The organism is Halorubrum kocurii JCM 14978 (assembly GCF_000337355.1).
GTDB classification, from domain to species: Archaea; Halobacteriota; Halobacteria; order Halobacteriales; family Haloferacaceae; genus Halorubrum; species Halorubrum kocurii.
This window is the reverse complement of the sequence record NZ_AOJH01000068.1, coordinates 19,877-37,413: the sequence shown is the minus strand read 5'-3', so window position 1 is coordinate 37,413 and position 17,537 is coordinate 19,877. Positions and strand designations below refer to the sequence as shown.

Sequence of the window (17,537 nt, the reverse complement as noted above, 5' to 3'; positions counted from 1 at the left end):
GGAGGTTGCGGTCGGCGGGCTTAAAACTGTGACAACCGGGCGGGGGCTGCCGCGAGGAACCGAGGTTGGACAATGAACCAGCTGCTCACGGCTCCACGACGAACACCGCCACAGCCCCAGCCGCTCGCTTATAAACACTCAATCACTGATCGGCGGAGAACACTTCCAAAGCCCCAGTCGCGAGGACAGCGCAGCGAGCGTGCGCTGTCCTCGCGACTGCCCCTTTGAGTCCCGCCGCGCACCGCACAGCACCGCACCTCACGCCTCCCCAGCCTCGTCGCTGGCACCCTCCGCTTCGCTTCGGGCACCAGCGACTCCCTCGCACGCGCACCTCACGGCCGCCGGAGGCGGCCGTTCGGCGGCGCGCGCCGACAGCACCGTAGTTCGTTATTTAAACGCCTCGACGAGCGCGGCCCCCTCGACGTAGGGGATCCCGCGCCGGCGGGCGTACGCCTCGGCGTCCTCGGGCGAGAGCGCGGCGCCCGTCTCGTCGTCGAGCATCTCGCAGACGACGGCGGCTGGGGCGGCGTCGACCGCCTCAGCCATCGCGAGCCCGAGTTCCGTGTGGCCGGTCCGGCCGCCCAAGCCGTCCCGAGCGCCCCGCAGCACGTGGACGTGACCGGGCGCGCGGAACTCCGCGGCGAAGTCCTCGGGGCCGTACCCCGCGGGGTCGGCGTCGACGGCGGCCGCCGCGCTCGCCAGTTCGACGATGGTCCGAGCGCGGTCCTCGTCGGTGATCCCGGTGAACGTCTCGCGGTGGTTCACGGGGAGCGAGAACGACGACCGGTCGTCGTACTCGGGGTCGTCGTCGACCGCGGGGTGGTCGAGCGCGTCCGCGAGGAACGGTAAGTCGAACGAGTCGCCGACCGCGTCGCTCACGGCCACGCAGATCAGCCCGCCCGCGTCGTTGCGCATGTGGGCGACGGCCGCCTCGTCGACGGCGCCGGCCGGGTAGACGATGTCCGTCTCCCCCTCGCGGTCCGCGAAGTCGTGGACGCACACGGGGTCGCCCGCGCGGAACGCGTCGAGCGCGCACTCGACCGGGTCGGCCGCCGCGTCCGGTGCGGACCCGGCGGCGTCGCCCTCGGCGTCGGCGTCGGCGCGCATCAGGCGACCTCCGTCTCCAGCTCCGCCTCGTTCTCGGGCGCGTCCGCCCGGCTCGTGGCGGCCACGCGGACCTCGACGGCGTCCCCGTCGTCGAGGTCGAGCGCGTCGCGGAGCCGATCGGGAGCGATCAGTTCGAACTGGTCGTCGTCGTGGTGGGTTCGGTCCGGGACGATCGCGTGGACCTCCTCATACCGGTCGTCGCCCGCGACGATCGTGACGCCATAACACGAGGCCGCGCCGTAGGTCCGGTCCTCGCCCTCCCACGCGTCGATCGGGACCGCGTCGATACCGGCCATCTCGCCGCGCCGGCGAACGCTCTCCTCCGAGAGGTCGACGTTGAGCGTCCCCGGGAACGGCTCGTAGCCCAGCCGGGACCGGAACTGCTCGGCGTAGCCGGGGAGGGTGATGTAGTGGCGTCCCTCACCCATTCCCCCGGTGACCGCGCCGCGGAGCACGAGCTCCACGTCGGTCTCGAACAGCCGGCGGTAGTCGGCGTACTCGGCGCGGAGCGCCGCCTCGCCCTCGTCGGTGACGCGCACCCACTGCCCGTCGCCGACCACGTCGCGCTCGATGTACCCCGCCGATTCGAGGCTCTGGAGCCGCCGAGAGGCGGTCTGCGTCGAGGCGTCGAGCCGGTCGCCGAGCGCCGCGCACGACACCTTCGTCTCGGTCAGGCCGCCGACGAGCCCGACGTGTTTCAGGGCCGCGATAGCGGCCGGGTCGGGGTCCGCCGTCGACGTCGCTTCTGCCATGATCAGATCTGCGTCGTCCGCACGCAAAAGAGTAACGGAAATGAGATGCATCCCAAAAACGTTAACAGCGTTTGCAGTGGGATCCGCGCGTCGGCGAGCTGTTTCGTCAACCGAAACTCGGTGACCCCGGTACCTAATCCCGTCGGTATCGGCGGTCCTCGTCGCGAGCTGTGACGGCGTCGAGCGGGAGGCTCCAACGGCGCGGCGGTCGGCGGCGAGGGGTGAGACTCACCCGCGTGCAGGTCGTCGAAAGGTAAGGTACAAATACGAACGGCGATTGGTTTCGGGTGCGGGCTCGTAGATCAGCGGCAGATCGCTTCCTTCGCAAGGAAGAGGCCCGGGGTTCAAATCCCCGCGAGTCCACTCCTTCGCTCACTTCGTTCGCTTAGTCGTTCCCTCGCGTGGTCCCACTCGCTCACTGCGTTCACTCGCGAGACCCCCGCGAGTCCATGTTTTTGCGCCGCGAGCAACACCGCGAGCGGCGCAACCCTGCAACGAGCGAGGTTTGAACCCTGCCAGTCGCGCACAGCGAACGGTGCGAGCGAAGCGATCACCTCGATAAGCGAGCGGCGGAGCCGTGAGCAGTGAGCGAGCACGTCTGGCTCTGGTTCAAATCCCCGCGAGTCAATGGCAATACCGCTGTTAGAGCGGGTATGGTATTAGAAAACAGGTTTGAAGAAATTCTCAAAAGAAAACGCAGGATTAGAAGTCGTACGTTTCTTCGTAGATCGTGTTTCCGCTGGGATCGTGGATGATCCGGACGACGCTGTTTTCGCCGGGGCTAAGGCCGGTAATGGTAGCGTTCTTTTTTTGCCCGCTCTCCCAAGCACCGCTGTCGAATGCCTCGCCTCTCTCACCGTCGACCGAGACGACGAGGTCAGCGCCTTCGATCGGTTCGCCGCCGGTTTTGACGACGGTGATGTTATCCGAGGAATTCCCGTCGACAGTAAACGACGCCTGCGGCGCGGTGTCTCCGAGCTGATCGCCGAGCCCGAGCACGAACGTCCCGATGACGGAGGCCAGAATGACAGTGATTGCGACCATCAGGATAACCCCGATAACGGGGCTCACTGCACGGTCGTCTGCGTTGGACTGGTTGCTTGGTTTCATGAGTTGAACCCAGCGGCCCACCGAGGAACGTGAGGAGTGAGTCCGCGCGCCGTCGACGACGCCGCGGACCCCCCACGCGCGTTCCGATCGGTTGCTGGTTAGCTGAAGCGATGCGGACCTCGCTTATGTACTTAATGGCATGAATATCAGGGACGAAAATTGAACGAACGAGGTCTGGTTGGCCGATTGACAAAATGACCGCAAGTCCGCGGCCCAGCGAGCCGGGTGAGCGCACCTCGGCGCCGCGCGGTCGCTCTGGCTCTCGGTTTCTCTGCGAGGCGGTACGGCGATGCGGCCAAACGGCGTGACGACGCGGCCAAACGGCGTGACGACGCGGCGAGACGGCGTACCGGCGCGGACGGACGCCGTACCGCGACCCAGACCGCTTATATATTCCGAGTCAGTTTGGCGTCGTATGGGCATCTCCGACATTCTTGAGGGCCAGAACCTCACGCATCGCCAGATGGGGATCATCATGGTCGGGTGGATCATCCTCGTCTCCCTCGTCGCCGTCGCGCTGCTGCTGTTCACGGCGTCGTTGTAGGACGAATCGACGGGCGATCCCGCGATCGCGCGCCCGAAATCGACGAGACATCGGTTCAGAGAAACGGCGAGCGGGCGCGAACGGGAAGCGAGGGACGCGAGAAGCGGGACAGGAGAAGAGATCGGTGCGCAGAGAGTGCAAGCTGCCGCGTTTCAGGCCGTGTGCTTCGCTTCGTCGGGGTCCTCGACGACCTCGACGCCGCGGTTGTTGACCGCGTGGGGGTCGAGGCCGACCTCTTGGAGGAACTGCTTGTAGAGCCGCTCCGCGGTCTCGCCGTCCTTCTGCTTGTCGCTGGCGTGGTCGCACAGCTCGACGAGGTTCTCCGGCACGTCGTTCTCGTGGACGATCCAGTGGTTGATCGTGTCCGAAAGGCGGCGGATCGGCGAGGTGAAGTGGCCGTAGATGTCGAAGTTGAGCGCGTGGTGGCCGCCGAACGGGTCGTTCATGTACTTCGCGCGGGGCATCACCTTCAGCACGGCGCGCTGGATCTTGTTGAGCTGGCGGCCGGGCGACTCCTCTAAGGCGGCGTTGACCGCCTTACGCGGGTCGTCGCCCCACGCGTCGCCGGGGATGGAGACGGAGTCGAGCTCCTGGATCTCTTTTAACGCCTGGTTCCACTGATCGGGGGTCGGCTGCGGGTGGACGCGGTACATCGCCTCGACGCCGCGGTCCCACATCAGCGTGTGCGTGACCGCCTTGTTCGCTTTCAGCATCGACTCCTCGATGATGGTGTGCGCGCGGTCTCTCCGGGGGTTCAACACGAGGGAGCCGTCCTCCTTGCGCTGTTCGTGCATCCGATCGGCGAGCTCGAAGGCGAGTTCGTTCTCCTCGCCGAGGGGGAGCGAGGGGTCCTCGAGCCGCTCCTCGCACTCGTTGTACGTGAGTCGCTCGTCGGAGTTGATGACGGACTTGTAGATATCGATGTTCTCGAATGAGAGCGTCTCGTCGTCGATCTCCATCTCGACGGTGTGCGCGAGCCGGTCCTCGTTCGGGACGAGCGAGCAGACGGTCTCGGCGAGCACCGGCGGGAGCATGTGGATCGTGTAGTCGGGCAGGTAGACGGTGTTCGACCGCTGGACCGCCTCCTCCCACATCGCGGTGTCGGGGGTGACGTAGTGGGTCACGTCGGCGATGTGGACCCACAGCCGGTAGGCGCCCTCCTCGCGCTTGATGGAGATCGCGTCGTCGAAGTCCTGCGCGTCGATCGGGTCGGTGGTCCACGTGGTCAGGTCGCGGAGGTCCTCCCGCTCGTCGATCTCGGCCTCGATCTCCTCGTACACGTCCTCGGTCCGGGCCTCGGCCTCACGGAGGACCTCGCTCGGGAACTCGTCGCGGATCTCGAACTCCTCGAACAGCTCCGTCCGCTTCTCGGCGAGGGTGTCGGCCAGATCCGGCGTGATCGTCACGGGACCCTGGTCCTCCGCGGACCCCGGTTTCGGCTCGTCGTCTGACATACGGTGACCAACGCGGGTCCGTTAGAAAGGCCTGTCGGGGAGCGGGGGACGGCGACGGTCGACGACGACGCTCGACCGTTACCGGTCGCGCTCGGAACGGCCGGGCGACCCGCCGGCGTCGGCGACGGCCTCGGCGTAGCGGTCGAGGAACTCCTCGCGAGAGAGCCCGTCCGACTCGATCGAGAGGATCAGCGATTCGAGCCCGTCGCGCGGCTGGTGACAGATCTCGTCGTCGCAGTCGGTACAGAGGTACTCGAACTCCTTGTCGCGCCGGTTCCAGCGGTCGCCCTCCTTGTCGTACTCGCGCGCGTCCTCGCGCAGCACGGAGTCGCCACAGGCGATGCAGATCACCGTCCGCCGGTCCCGGCTTTTCCGGGAGCGCCACATGTCTCTCACCTCGGACCGGGCGTACTTAGCGTTTGGTACGCGGCAGACGCCCGTCGGACGGGCCGCCTCGGGGCCGATCCGTCCCCGGCGAGCTACACTACTAAGACGGTCGCCCCGTTTGCCTCCGATATGCCGATCAGGGAATCCGACCTTCCGGGCGTCGGGAAGAAGTTCGAGATCGAACTCCGAGACGGCGAGATGGTCGTCGTCATCCACAACACTGGGAAACGCGAGGTGTTCCGCCGGCCAAATCCGGGCGCCGACTCCGAGAAGGTGTTCGAGTTCGGCGACGACCTCGCCCGGACGATCGGGTCGATCATCGAGGGCGCGTACTTCCAGCCGGTCGAGCCGGACACCCAGGAGACGACGCTGCCGGGCGGCATCCTCCTGGAGTGGTACGAGCTCCCCCCGGGCTCCCCGCTCGTCGGCGAGACGCTGGAGAGCGCCGACATCGGGAACCGGACCGGGCTCACCGTCGTCGCGATCCAGCGCGACGACGAGGTGATCGACAGCCCCGGCGCCGAGGCCACTCTGCGCGAGGGCGACACCCTGATCGGAGTCGGAACGCCGGAGGACTGCGAGGCGTTCGAGGAGATCCTGGCCGGATGAGCGGCCGGTCAGACGCCGCCGACTCGACCGCGCCGGCCGGTCGTCTCAGAGGTGACCGGTAGTGGCGCTGCTCGATGTCGGCGTCATGTTCGCCGCGGTCGCGGTCGCCGGCGCGCTCGCGGACCGCCTCGGCCAGTCCGTGATCCCCTTTTATATCGTCGCGGGGATGGCCCTCGGCGAGTTCGTGCTCGGCCGGGTCGCGCTGCCGGTTTGGGGAACCGCCTACGTCCCCGAGACGGAGTTCATCGCGCTCGGCGCGGAGCTCGGGATCGTCTTCCTCCTGTTTTTCCTCGGGCTGGAGTTCAACCTCGACCGCCTGCTCGCCCGCCGGACGCAGATCGGCACCGCCGGGACGATCGACCTCGCGAACTTCGGTGTCGGGCTCGTCCTCGGGTGGCTCGTCTTCGGCGCGTTCCTGCCGGCGTTCCTGGTCGCCGGCATCGTGTACATCTCCTCGTCGGCGGTGATCACGAAGTCGCTCATCGACCTCGGCTGGATCGCCAACGACGAGGCGGAGCCGCTGCTCGGCACCCTCGTCTACGAGGACCTGTTCATCGCGGTGTACCTCGCGGTCGCGTCCGCGATCGCGCTCGGCGGCGGAGACATTGGGGCCGCAGCCGTCGACATCGGGATCGCGATCGGGTTCATCCTCGGGCTCCTGGCGCTCGTGTGGTTCGGCACGCCCGCCTTCTCCCGGCTCGTCGAGACGGACAACCGGGAGTTCGTCGCGCTCCGGTCGATCGCGACCGTGGTGCTGATCGCTGGCGCGGCGCTCGCGCTCGGCGTCAGCGAGGCGGTCGCGGCCTTCTTCGTCGGGATGGCGTTCGCCTCGACGGAGTACAACCACGAGATCGAGGCGCTGCTCGAACCCGTCCGCGACACGTTCGCCGCGGTGTTCTTCTTCTGGATCGGGCTCGTCACCGACCCGCTGCTGTTCGGCGGGGTGGCGGCGCTGATCGCGCTCGCCGTGGTCGTGACGACCCCGACGAAGCTCGTGACCGGCTTCCTCGCGGGGCGCGCGTTCGACCTGGACACCCGCCGGTCGACCCGCGTCGCGCTCGGGATGACCACCCGCGGGGAGTTCTCGCTGATCATCGCGACGATCGCGGTGACTGCGGGTCAGGCCGGCGCGTTCGACCCGGCGCTCGCGGCGAGGATCAACGCATTCGCCGTCGGCTACGTCCTCGTGATGGCGATCCTCGGGACGACGCTGATGCAGTACTCGGAGCCGTTCGAGTCGGTCGCGATCTCGTGGCTGGATCGACCGCTGTCGTCGGAGTGACCGAACGAAGCGGGTCGGCTCTCTCCGTCCCGAGACGTTCCGCCGTCGACGGTGCCTGACGCCTCTTTTCGTCCGTGAATCAGGGCCGTGAACGACGGCCGCCCTGCCACACACTTCGGGATATGAGAAATATGACATGAAGAGTATATCTTTGTATACTATATATAATTAATTTTAATGTCTAACTCACCAATCGTGCTAACGTGATGCAAGCCGTGCTACTCGAGGAGTTTCAGGAACCGCTGGAGGTACAAGACGTTGAGCGTCCCGAACCGGAACCCGACGGAGCCGTCGCCGAAGTGATCGGCTGTGGTGTGTGCCGATCGGACTGGCACTGCTGGCAGGGAGATTGGGACTGGTTCGGATACCGCCCTGACCCGCCGCACGTCCTCGGTCACGAACCGACAGGACGCATCGTCGCTGTCGGCGACGAGGTCGAGAACGTCGAAGAGGGACAGGAGATTGCGATCCCGTTCAACTTCGCCTGCGGCGACTGTGACATGTGTCGGAACGGGCGGGAGAATATCTGTGAGAACCACGTCGGCCTCGGCTTCATGAACGAGGCACCGGGAGCGTTCGCTGAGGAGGTCCACATCCCCAACGCAGACATCAACGCGGTGCCGCTGCCTGATGATATCGATGCGGAGGCGGCTGCCGGCTGCGGCTGCCGGTTTATGACCTCGTTCCACGCGATGGCACACAGGGCGCCCGTTAGCGCAGGGGACGATGTCGTCATCCACGGCTGCGGCGGAATCGGCCTCTCGGCAATCCACATCGCCAACGCGCTCGGCGCCAACGTCATCGGCGTCGACTTGATGGACAACAAACTAACGAAAGCCGAGGAGCTCGGTGCCGTCGCCACCGTCAACGCCGCGGAGGTCGACGACCCCGCCTCCGAAGTGCGCGACATCACGAACGGCGGTGCGGATGTCTCAGCAGACGCACTCGGCATCGCAACGACCTGTCGAAACGCGGTCAACAGCCTCCGAAAAGGGGGCACACACGTGCAGATCGGGCTGACGACGTCCGAAGAAGAGGGAATGGTGTCGCTCCCGACGGACGAGTTCGTCGCGAAAGAGATCGATTTCAAGGGGTCGTTAGGGCTCCAACCGTCCCGATACAGCGAGATGCTGGACATGATCAGTTCCGGGAAGCTGGATCCGACGGCGTTGGTCGACAAGACGATCGACATCCACTCAGTGCCCGACGAACTGGCGGCAATGAGCGATTACAACACGCTCGGGATTCCTGTTTGTAACGACTTCAGCAGTTGAATCCCGCGCTCTCAAACGGTTTCGGCTCCGAGAGCGCTACTCATCCAGCTCCGCGAACACGGCGTCGACCATCTCGCCGGTGTCGGCGATGATCGCGTCCATCTCCTCGTCGTCGGTCGGGAGCCCGAGGAGCCGCGCGGTCTTCATGATCGAGATGTGGTAGACGACCTGCTCGCCGGGCGCCGCCTCCCAGATCACCATGTTACAGGGGAACAGGCCGCCGATCCGTCCGTCCGTCGCGTCGAGCGCGCGGTCGGCCACGGCGGGGTTGCAGGCGCCGAGGACGTAGTACGGGTCGCGGCCGGCGTCGACCTTCTCGTTGAGCATGTCGGACGGTGAGAACTCCACCGGGATCCCGAAGCCCGCGTCGAGACACACCTCGCGGACGCGCTCGATCGCCGACTCGTGGTCGGTTTCCAGCGTCGTCTGCGTCTCGCCGTACTCCTCGGGGTCGAGTTCGTGCGGATCGAACGGGATCGACATAGCTCGACTCCGAGGCGCCCGGACAAAAAGCCCGCGGCGGCGGAGCGGCGAAACGGAAGCGGATCCGGGAGGGGAACGAAAGCGGAGCGGGACCGGCTACTCGGTCGCGACCGGGCCGCGTCCGACGACCTCCTCGACCTCGGTCACGAACTCGCTCCGGCTCTCGAACAGCGGGACCTCGGAGTCCGCGAGCACGTCGTCGAGGTCGCGGGGGCCCTCCGGGGTGCGGATCGTCGCGTCGCCCTCCTGAGCGCGCAGGTCGCTGCGCTTCGCGGGCCACGTGAGCCGGGACGCGACGCGGGCGATCGGCTCGCCCGCCACGTCCGGCCCCTCGCCCAGCTCGACGGCCGGCTCCTCCGCCTCCTCCGCCTCGGCCTCGTCGGTGTCGCTCATACCCCGCGCTTTCGCTCCGGCGACACTAATGGTTTCGATGCGAGCCAAGAGCCGGAGCGGCGCGACGACGCCCAGCGGGAACCGACGCCCAGCGGGAACCGACGCCCAGCGGGAACCGACTCCCCTCGACTCCGCTCAGCGCCACCCGCGGTCGGTGTCGTTCAGCCGCTCGCACCCGTCCTCGGTCACGACGACGAGGTCCTCGATCCGACAGCCGAACCGGCCGTCGAGGTAGATCCCCGGCTCCACCGAGAAGACCATTCCCGGCTCCAGCTCCCGGTCGTTGCCGGCCACGACGTACGGCTCCTCGTGGACGTCGAGCCCCACCCCGTGGCCGGTGCGGTGGACGAACGCGTCCCCGTACCCGGCGTCCTCGATGACCTCGCGGGCGGCCCGGTCGATCGCCTCGGCGGGGACGCCCGGCTCGACCGCCTCGACCGCGGCGGCCTGCGCCTCCCGAACGACCTCGTGAACGCGCTCGTACTCGGCTGGCGGGTCGCCGTCGAACACGAGCGTCCGCGTCTGGTCGGAGGGGTACCCGTCGACCCGCGTGCCGAAGTCGAGCACGACGGGCTCGCCCGCCCGGATCTCGCGGTCGCCGCAGCCGTGGTGGGGCTTCGCCCCGTTCGGCCCCGCACCGACGATCGTCTCGAAGGAAGTCCCCGCGCCGCCGTGAGCGGCCAGCCGGTCCGCTATCCGGTCGGCGAGGTCGCGCTCGGTCATCCCGATCGCGTCCGCGCCGAGGTCGCGGAGGTCCCGGACCGTCTCGTCGGCGGCCGCCGCGGCCGCGCGCATCGCGTCCAGCTCCGCCTCGTCCTTCCGCACCCGGAGGTCCGCGAGCGCCTCGCTCGCGAGCCCCCACTCGGCGCCCGGCGCCGCGGTCCGGAGGTCCTGCGTGAACGTCGCCCACATCGTGTCGTCGACGAGGAGGCGCCCCCCGCGGAGCCCGAGGTCGCCGAGCAGCTCCCGGGCGGCCGCGGTCGGGTCGTCGCCGTCGGCCCACGTTCGCACTGCGCCGACGGTGGTCTCCTCCCGGACCTGCGTCTCGTAGAGGGCCGGGACGAGGAACGCCGGTTCGGGGACGGAGGCCCCGTCCGTCGCGCGGTCACCCGCCGGGACGACGAGCAGGAGGTGCCGCTCGGCCGGCTCCTCGGCGAAGCCGGTGAGGTACTGGAGGTTCCGACTGGGGAAGCAGACGAGCCCGTCGGCGCCGGTCTCCCGGAGTCGCGCCGCGGCGCGCTCGCGCCGTTCCGCGTGGACGTCTTCTGTCACGGTCGCATTCGGACCGGCGGTCGCTTATAAGTAGGGATGCGTTGAGGGGCGGCAAGCGGCTCATAACGATATGCGAAGCGGCCCACGAGCGGGTATGAGCATCCAGAAGGGGTCGACGTTCGACTGTCCCCAGTGCGGCGTGACCGCTCCCTCGGCGTCGGTGCCGTACGACGCCCTCGGCTACGCCGTCTGTCCGGTCTGCTCGCACGCGACGGCACCCGGAGCCGACGGGGAGTGACCGGAGCGGCGCGCTCCCCTCGCCGGACACGAACCGCGCCGTTTTAGCCTCGGCCGCCCGCCCTCTCCGGTATGGCTTGGTCACTGGGACGCGAAGACGACGTGATCACCGAGTGGGAGCGCTCCGACGGCTACGCGACGGTCCGGGTCCGCGAGCGCGGCGACGGCGGGTTCGTCGCCCGCCTCGACGTGATGGAGCAGGCCGACGACGAGTCGGCCTACGAGCGCGAGCGGTTCGACGAGCGCGAGGCCGCGCTCGACCGCGCGGCCGCGTGGCGCGAGGAGCGCAACATCGACTGATCGGCAGCGCCGACTGGTCCACGACGACGACCCCGCGACCGGGCCCGGGCCGGCGCTCAAGGGAGCGACACCGCGTCGTCGAGGAACGCCTGACACTCGATCGTCCGGCCGTCGGGGTCCTCGGCGAAGAACTGGTAAATGTCGTAGCGCTCGTTCTCGCGCGGCGCCTCGACGGCGCGGGCGCCGGGCGCCTCGGCGAGCCGCTCGCGGGCCTCGTCGACCGCCTCGCGGTCCGGGTACACGAACGTGAGCGTCCCGCAGTCGTCGGTGCGGTCGCGCTCGCAGAACCCGAACAGCATGTTGTCGTACCCCAAGATCGTGCAGTCGGGCTGTTCGAGCCGCACCGCGGCGCCCATCGTCTCGCGGTAGAACTCGACGACCGCGTCGTGCCGCTCCGTCGCGTGGAAGACGATTCCGGACATGGCTCCGAAAACGGGCACGAGGTACTTCACGACACCGGGCGGCGTCCCGGCATCTCGGTCCAGCGTCTCGGTCCGGTGTCTCGGTCCAGCGTCTCGGTCCGGTGTCTCGGTCCAGCGTCTCGGTCCGGTGTCTCGGTCCAGCGTCTCCCGAAGAGCGCCGCCGAGGAACGTGGCTTTTTATTCCCGCTGGGGTATGGGCCACCATGACCGAACGAACGCGCCGCGACTGGCTCCGGGCCCTCGGGGCCGCGAGCGCCGCGGGGCTCGCCGGCTGCTCCGCCTTCGACGCCGGCGGACCGGCCGAGGACGACACCTCCGGGAACGGCGGCTCCGGAGACAGCAGCGACCGCCCGACGACGGGCCCCGACGACGGGGTGAAGACGCAGTTCCGCCAGGGGCTCCGGAACACCGGGTACGTCGACGCGGCGATCCCCGAGGCCGTCGAGACCGCCTGGGAGCTGCCGGCGAACCGCGGCGACCACTCGGCCTCGAAGGGGAGCCCGATCGAGGCGCCGAACGGCGCGGTCGTGCTCGCCGACGACACCGGTCGGGTGCAGTCGATCGCGCCGGACGGGTCGGTGAACTGGGCGACCTCGATCAGCGACGACGACCGGGGCAGCCACGGGACCCCGGCGATCGCGGACGGGAGCCTGTACGTCGGCACCTACGACGGCGTGGTCTCGGCGCTGGCGCTCGACGACGGCGAGATCCTGTGGCAGAACAAGGTGGGCGGCTCGGCCGCCGCCAGCCCGACCTACCTCGACGGGAAGCTCTACGTCGCGGTCGAGCACGCGCCCCCGAACGGGAGCTTCGTCAAGATGGACGCGGAGAGCGGCGAGATCGACGAGCGCGACAGGCGACCCACCGACCACCCGCACTCGACGGTCGCGATCGACCGCGAGCACGGCCGCCTCATCTTCGGCTCGAACGACGGCCACTGCTACGCGTGGTCGTTCCCGGAGCTGGAGCGCGAGTGGGCCTACGACACCGGCGGCGACGTGAAGCTCCCGCTCGCGATCAGCGAGGGGATCGCGGTCGTCCCCTCGTGGGCGGGGACCGTCACGGGGCTCGACGTCGAGGACGGCTCGAAGCTGTGGGAGTTCGAGACCGAGGGCGGCGAGACCTCGAAGGACGATCCCGACCCGGGAAGCACGGGCGGCGTCATGTGCGCCCCGGCGGTCCACGACGGGGAGGTGTACGTGGGGAGCCACGACAGCAACGCCTACGCGATCGACCTCGAGACCGGCGAGAAGCTGTGGTCGACCCCGACGGGCGGCTGGATCACTGGGAGCGCGGTGGCCACGAACGACCACGTGCTCGTCGGCTCGTACGACGCGAAGCTGTACGCGCTCGACCGCGACGACGGGTCGGTCACCTGGACCGCCGGGGGGCGCGGCGACGTGACCAGCGCGCCGTTCGTGACCGACGACGCGATCTACTACGCGGAGCGCGCCCCGGAGGGCTCCGACGAGCCCGGGATGTGTTACAAGCTGGTCGCGAGCGAGTGACGGGACCCCCGCTGTCGGCGCGACCGCGCTGACCGCCGCCCCTCACCGCTCCGGATGGGTCGGCCCGTCGAAGCCGCCGCGAACCAGCGGCTTCGCGACGTGGCGCCGGGCGCTCGGCGGGACCTCGTACCAGCCGAGGGCTACCTCGCGGTCGATCGCCTCCTCGACCTTCCCGGGCGCGTCGGTGCCGCAGTCCCGACAGCGGTACCCCTGATCCCGGCCCGCCGAGGACATCGACCGCCCGCAGTCCGGGCACGTCGGCACGACGGGCTCCGTCTCGACGAGGTCGCGCACGGCGAACTTCTCCAGTTTCAGCGTGTCCGTCGTCGGATTACCGTTGCCCCCGGTTCCTCCGCTGTCGCCCTCGGCGGTCCGGACCTCGTGCTCGCCGCACACCGTCACCCGGTCGCCGGGTCGGAGGGCGCGCACCCGGTCTCGAAATCGGCCGGTCGGGTTGAACGCGACGCAGCGGAGGCGGGGAGAACGGTCGGCGTCCGGCGTCGAGTCGGTCGGGGCCGCCACGTCGACGTGGACGTGCCCCCCGCGTTTCGTCTCCGGCTCGCTCGCGACGACGCCGGGGACGCGGTACCCCGCGCCGTCGCGGAGGTCGCCGATCGCACCGGGGGCGAGGTGCGCGTCGGTCCCCTGGTTCGTCAGGAACGTCGCGGCGCGCTCGACCGGCTCGGCGGCGATCGCCTCGGCGACCTCGCGGCACGCGCCGGCGTCGTCGCCGCGGATCCCGTGGAGGATCGGGCCGGGAGCGTTCGGGACGCAGACCGCCTCGCCGGTCCCGCGGTCGACGGTGTCCCAGACGGTCGGGTACCCCCGGTCGGCGGCCGCGAACACGCTCTCGACGTCGACGTCGCGGGGCGTGCCGCAGCGGTCCAGCTCGCGGTAGGAGATCCGCTCGACGGTCCAGTCGTCGAACGCGGCGGGGGCGCCGACCGCCGCGAGCGCGCCGATCCGCCCGCGTCCCGCGACCGCGTCCGCCTCGGCCTCCCCGCCGGATCCGAACGCAGCGTGGCGGAACCCGTGCTCGTCCGCCAGTTCGAGCGCCTCGTCGAGCGAGAGGCGGTGCCGGAGCGCGCGGCAGGCGAAATCGGCCACGGCGGGGGGGATCGTCACAGCGCTTGGCTCGAGGGAGTCACCGGCCGCGTCGAGGTCGGCCATGTCGAGGTCGGCCACGTCGAGGTCGGCGACGACGACGCCGGGCGAGGTTCGCGGGTCGTCGGCCGCGGCGAACTTCCGGACGGTCTCCGCGGCGAGGTCGAACGCCGCCTCGGCGCCGACGCCGGAGACGTGGAGCGCGACCGCGGCGTTGCCTCGCGTCTTGTGTTTCACCGCGGGGTTGAGTCGGACGAGGAGCCGACGGCGGACGCGGCCGCCGGCCGCGCCGAGCCGCTCGGCCAGCCGCGCGCCGACGTACGTCGTGCACATCCCGCGCTCGCGGGAGTCGGTGTCGTCGACGGCGACGATGGGCATACCCGCCCTTTCGCGCTCGCGGACTAACCGGTTTCGGGCGGGGGCGACGCCGGCCCTCGCGAAGCCGTATATAACTGCACCGGCACCCCGATCGGGAAAATCGCAGGCGGGCGGCGATTTCGAGCGTATACGACTGACACAACGCATATATACGGCGAGCCGCTTATCTCGACCATGTCCCGGACTGCGCTGATCGAAAACGTCACCGCGATGCTGGAGGACGCGGGCTTCCTCGTCAGCGACCGGTGTGCGGTCCGGCCCAAGAGCTTCGACGTGGCGGCCCGGCGCGACGAGGACCTCGTCCTTTTGAAGATCCTCGGGAACGTCGACGCGCTCGACGCGGAGACGGGCGCGGAGATGCGCCGGCTCGGCGAGTACCTGCAGGCGACGCCGATGGTGATCGGGGTCCGGACCCGCGACGAGGAGCTGAAGCCCGGAGTCGTCTACTTCCGGCACGGCGTCCCGGTGATCAACCCCGACACGGGGTACGACCTGTTCGTCGAGGGGATGCCGCCGCTCATCTACGCGGCCCCCGGCGGGCTCTACGTCAGCCTCGACGGCGACCTGCTCGCCGACGAGCGCGAGGAGCGCGGCTGGTCGCTCGGCCGCCTCGCCACCGAGCTCGGCGTCTCACGGCGCACCGTCTCGAAGTACGAGGACGGGATGAACGCCTCCATCGAGGTGGCGATCCAGCTGGAGGAGCTGTTCAACGAGCCGTTCTCCAGCCCGGTCGACGTGCTCGACGGAGCCGACGAGGTCCGCGACGCCGACCCCACTCCGTCGGCGCCCGAGACCGACCCCGACGACGAGCACGTCCTCCACGTGCTCACGAACGCGGGCTTCACGGTCCACCCGACCGCCCGCGCGCCGTTCAAGGCGGTCTCCGAGGACGAGGGGAGCGCCGTGACGCGGGTGCTCACCGGCCACTCGACGTTCACGCCGGCCGCGGAGAAGCGCGCCCGGATCATGTCCTCGATCGGGGAAGTCGCGCGCACCCGCTCGGTGTACTTCACCGAGGAGAACGAGAAGCGCGAATCGGTCGACGGCACCGCCCTCGTCTCCTGCAAGGAGCTCGCCGACATCTCCGACCCGGAAGACATCCGCGAGCTCATCCGCGACCGGGCGAAGGCGCCGTCGGAGGCCTGACCGGCCGGATCGTTCTTCGACCGTACTCGGACCGAGCCGAGCCTGAGAGCGCCGCTAGCGACCGAGCAGCCGACTGAAGAAGCCGCCGTCTTTGTCCTCCTCCTCCTCGTCGTCCGCCTCGTCTTCCGAGAGGACGGTGTTCATCGTTCCGGTGTCGTCGTCGCGGAACGGGACGCTGCCGGCGAGCTCGTCGTCCGGGTCGGCCTCGGCCGCCTCGTTCGACGCCGGGTCCGTCTCCGTCGTCGCCTCTCCGCCGGACTCGGGCGTGTCGTCCGCTGACGGCTCCGCAGGAGGCTCCGCGTCCGCCGCCGGCTCGTCGGGCGCCGACGCGTCCGCCGCCGGCTCGTCGTCCACGGTCGACTCGGCGGCCGAGCCACCCTCGTCGTCGAACTGCTCCGGGCCGAGGTCGTCCTCGATCATCGCTTCGAGGTCGTCGCCGTCGACGTGGTCCTCCCCGACCGTCTCCGTGTCGCCGGCGACGGCGCCGGTCTCGGTCGCCTCCGAATCGCTCGCGGGGCCGGTCGTGGGCTCGTCGGTCGGCTCGGGCGATTCGGTCGGCTGAGCGTCTTCGGCCGACGCTTCGGGCTCGGCCTCCTCGACGTCGTCGACGGCCGACTCCGCGGCAACGATGATGTCCTCCTCGTCGCCCGGCTCGCCGAGGCCGGCCCGCTCGGAGTCCGCGACGATGATGTCCTCGTCGGTCTCGTCGTCCGCGGTGTCGTCGTCCGCGGTGTCACCCTCGTCGTCCGCGGTGTCGGCCTCGTCGTCCGCGGTGGCCGCCGCGGCCTCGTCACCCTCGGCGGCGCGCTCCGCCTCGCCAACTCCGTCGGTGGCTTCGCCTTCCGCCCCGGAGTCGGTCTCCGCGTCGGTCTCCTCGGCGTCCGCGTCGCTTGCGTCGGTCTCCTCGGCGTCCGCGTCGCTTGCGTCGGTCTCCTCGGCGTCCGCGTCGCTTGCGTCGGTCTCCTCGGCGTCCGGGTCGTCTGCGTCGGTCTCCTCGGGTTCGGCGAGGTCGGGTTCTGCGACCCCACCGGCAGCGAGCCCGGGACCGTCGATCGCCGCGCCGGTCAGCGCTCGCGTCAGGTCTCGGTACGCCCGGGTCGCGGGGGAGTCCGGGGCGAAGAGCGGGAGCGGCCGAGCCGACTCCGCCGCGCGCAACACCGCGTCGTCCTCGGGGATCCGTCCGATCACGGGCGCGTCGAGCGTCCCCTCGACCGCGTCGATCGGGCCGTCGTCCGCGGCGGTCGCGGGGTCGAGGCGAGTGATCGCGGCGCCCGCGACGGAGCCGCCGAGGCGCTCGGTCAGCTGTCGGGTCTTCTCGGTGTCGCCGAGGGCGCTCCGCTCGGCGGTGGAGACGAGCAGCGTCTCGTCCGCGAGCCCGAGCGGGAGCGTGGAGTCGTGGGAGAGGCCCGCGCCGGCGTCGACGAACACGTAGTCCGCGTCGTCGAACGCGCCGACGACCTCCCTGAGCCCGGATGGGTCGGCCGCCGCGTACGCGTCGAGGTCCGCCGCCCCGGGGACGACGCGGAGACCGGCCGGTCCCTCGTGGACCGCGTCGAGGGGATCGGCCGCCCCCGCCAGCACGTCGTGGAGGGTGATCCCGCCGGGGGCCACGCCCGCGGCCTCTGCGAGGTTCGCCATGCCGAGGTCGGCGTCGATCGCGACGACGTCGGCGCCCGAGTCGGCCAGGAGCGTCGCCACCGCCGCGGTCGTGGTGGTCTTGCCGACCCCACCTTTCGCCGACGCGACCGCATACACCGTTGCCATACGGTGAGGGT

The 17,537-nt window shown here is 69.7% G+C and carries 19 protein-coding genes and 1 tRNA gene; 9 read left to right on the top strand and 11 right to left on the bottom strand.

The features are described 5' to 3' along the window. Positions 1 to 387: 387 nt before the first annotated feature. Together ribB and C468_RS10560 are read right to left on the bottom strand one after the other, a co-directional pair. A complete protein-coding gene (ribB, locus tag C468_RS10565; protein WP_008848877.1) occupies positions 388 to 1,107 on the bottom strand; it encodes a 3,4-dihydroxy-2-butanone-4-phosphate synthase in 720 nt (239 codons plus the stop codon). After that, positions 1,107 to 1,859 (bottom strand): DUF120 domain-containing protein, encoded by a 753-nt coding sequence (locus C468_RS10560; protein WP_008848876.1) that lies wholly within the window; start codon positions 1,857 to 1,859, stop codon positions 1,107 to 1,109. The genes ribB and C468_RS10560 overlap by 1 nt, the downstream gene beginning before the upstream one ends. 291 nt (positions 1,860 to 2,150) lie before the next feature. Between C468_RS10560 and C468_RS10555 the strand changes: the two genes are divergently transcribed. Then, a tRNA-Ala gene (locus C468_RS10555) sits at positions 2,151 to 2,222 on the top strand. 339 nt (positions 2,223 to 2,561) lie between these two features. Here the strand turns inward: C468_RS10555 and C468_RS10550 are convergent. Further along, positions 2,562 to 2,969 carry a type IV pilin gene (locus C468_RS10550; RefSeq protein ID WP_080510632.1) on the bottom strand — a complete coding sequence of 136 codons (408 nt, stop codon included), beginning with the start codon at positions 2,967 to 2,969 and terminating at the stop codon, positions 2,562 to 2,564. A 415-nt stretch (positions 2,970 to 3,384) separates the two neighbouring features. On the opposite strand from C468_RS10550, the gene C468_RS19105 reads away from it, so the two are divergent. Next, positions 3,385 to 3,513 (top strand): hypothetical protein, encoded by a 129-nt coding sequence (locus tag C468_RS19105; RefSeq protein ID WP_008848874.1) that lies wholly within the window; start codon positions 3,385 to 3,387, stop codon positions 3,511 to 3,513. Positions 3,514 to 3,665: 152 nt separating this feature from the next. Here the strand turns inward: C468_RS19105 and C468_RS10545 are convergent, their stop codons facing one another. Beyond that, positions 3,666 to 4,967 carry a ribonuclease catalytic domain-containing protein gene (locus tag C468_RS10545; protein WP_008848873.1) on the bottom strand — a complete coding sequence of 434 codons (1,302 nt, stop codon included), beginning with the start codon at positions 4,965 to 4,967 and terminating at the stop codon, positions 3,666 to 3,668. A 78-nt stretch (positions 4,968 to 5,045) separates the two neighbouring features. After that, the gene (locus C468_RS10540) at positions 5,046 to 5,354 is read right to left on the bottom strand and encodes a DUF7562 family protein (protein ID WP_008848872.1); all 309 of its coding nucleotides are present in this window, start codon (positions 5,352 to 5,354) and stop codon (positions 5,046 to 5,048) included. Positions 5,355 to 5,483: 129 nt separating this feature from the next. Here C468_RS10540 and C468_RS10535 point away from each other — a divergent pair, with 129 nt between their 5' ends. The 3 genes from C468_RS10535 to C468_RS10525 all read left to right on the top strand — a co-directional run bounded on the left by C468_RS10535 (position 5,484) and on the right by C468_RS10525 (position 8,519). Further along, positions 5,484 to 5,963, top strand: a complete 480-nt coding sequence (locus C468_RS10535) for a cation:proton antiporter regulatory subunit (protein ID WP_008848871.1) — start codon at positions 5,484 to 5,486, stop codon at positions 5,961 to 5,963. Positions 5,964 to 6,024: 61 nt separating this feature from the next. Beyond that, on the top strand, positions 6,025 to 7,245 hold the full coding sequence (locus tag C468_RS10530; RefSeq protein WP_008848870.1) for a cation:proton antiporter: 1,221 nt from the start codon (positions 6,025 to 6,027) through the stop codon (positions 7,243 to 7,245). 206 nt (positions 7,246 to 7,451) lie between these two features. Next, complete coding sequence (locus tag C468_RS10525; protein ID WP_008848869.1) at positions 7,452 to 8,519, top strand: zinc-dependent alcohol dehydrogenase family protein; 1,068 nt, start codon at positions 7,452 to 7,454, stop codon at positions 8,517 to 8,519. Positions 8,520 to 8,555: 36 nt separating this feature from the next. On the opposite strand, the gene C468_RS10520 is transcribed toward C468_RS10525, so the two are convergent. The 3 genes from C468_RS10520 to C468_RS10510 all read right to left on the bottom strand — a co-directional run bounded on the left by C468_RS10520 (position 8,556) and on the right by C468_RS10510 (position 10,667). Further along, positions 8,556 to 9,002, bottom strand: a complete 447-nt coding sequence (locus C468_RS10520; protein WP_008848868.1) for a DUF302 domain-containing protein — start codon at positions 9,000 to 9,002, stop codon at positions 8,556 to 8,558. A gap of 96 nt (positions 9,003 to 9,098) precedes the next feature. After that, positions 9,099 to 9,395 (bottom strand): DUF5789 family protein, encoded by a 297-nt coding sequence (locus tag C468_RS10515; RefSeq protein WP_008848867.1) that lies wholly within the window; start codon positions 9,393 to 9,395, stop codon positions 9,099 to 9,101. Positions 9,396 to 9,530: 135 nt separating this feature from the next. Next, positions 9,531 to 10,667 carry a M24 family metallopeptidase gene (locus C468_RS10510; protein ID WP_008848866.1) on the bottom strand — a complete coding sequence of 379 codons (1,137 nt, stop codon included), beginning with the start codon at positions 10,665 to 10,667 and terminating at the stop codon, positions 9,531 to 9,533. A 94-nt stretch (positions 10,668 to 10,761) separates the two neighbouring features. On the opposite strand from C468_RS10510, the gene C468_RS18640 reads away from it, so the two are divergent. Beyond that, positions 10,762 to 10,905, top strand: coding sequence for a hypothetical protein (locus tag C468_RS18640; RefSeq protein ID WP_008848865.1), 144 nt, complete (start codon positions 10,762 to 10,764; stop codon positions 10,903 to 10,905). Positions 10,906 to 10,976: 71 nt separating this feature from the next. Further along, positions 10,977 to 11,204, top strand: coding sequence for a DUF7543 family protein (locus C468_RS10505; protein ID WP_049912180.1), 228 nt, complete (start codon positions 10,977 to 10,979; stop codon positions 11,202 to 11,204). Between the two features lie 56 nt (positions 11,205 to 11,260). On the opposite strand, the gene C468_RS10500 is transcribed toward C468_RS10505, so the two are convergent. After that, positions 11,261 to 11,626, bottom strand: coding sequence for a VOC family protein (locus C468_RS10500; RefSeq protein WP_008848863.1), 366 nt, complete (start codon positions 11,624 to 11,626; stop codon positions 11,261 to 11,263). Positions 11,627 to 11,829: 203 nt separating this feature from the next. Between C468_RS10500 and C468_RS10495 the strand changes: the two genes are divergently transcribed. After that, positions 11,830 to 13,134, top strand: coding sequence for an outer membrane protein assembly factor BamB family protein (locus C468_RS10495; RefSeq protein ID WP_008848862.1), 1,305 nt, complete (start codon positions 11,830 to 11,832; stop codon positions 13,132 to 13,134). Between the two features lie 42 nt (positions 13,135 to 13,176). Here the strand turns inward: C468_RS10495 and C468_RS10490 are convergent, their stop codons facing one another. Next, positions 13,177 to 14,616 (bottom strand): tRNA(Ile)(2)-agmatinylcytidine synthase, encoded by a 1,440-nt coding sequence (locus tag C468_RS10490; RefSeq protein ID WP_008848861.1) that lies wholly within the window; start codon positions 14,614 to 14,616, stop codon positions 13,177 to 13,179. 174 nt (positions 14,617 to 14,790) lie between these two features. On the opposite strand from C468_RS10490, the gene C468_RS10485 reads away from it, so the two are divergent. Continuing rightward, a complete protein-coding gene (locus C468_RS10485) occupies positions 14,791 to 15,762 on the top strand; it encodes a transcriptional regulator (protein WP_008848860.1) in 972 nt (323 codons plus the stop codon). Between the two features lie 54 nt (positions 15,763 to 15,816). Here C468_RS10485 and C468_RS10480 read toward each other — a convergent pair whose 3' ends face one another. Continuing rightward, positions 15,817 to 17,526, bottom strand: a complete 1,710-nt coding sequence (locus C468_RS10480) for a nucleotide-binding protein (protein WP_008848859.1) — start codon at positions 17,524 to 17,526, stop codon at positions 15,817 to 15,819. Between the last annotated feature and the right edge of the window lie 11 nt (positions 17,527 to 17,537).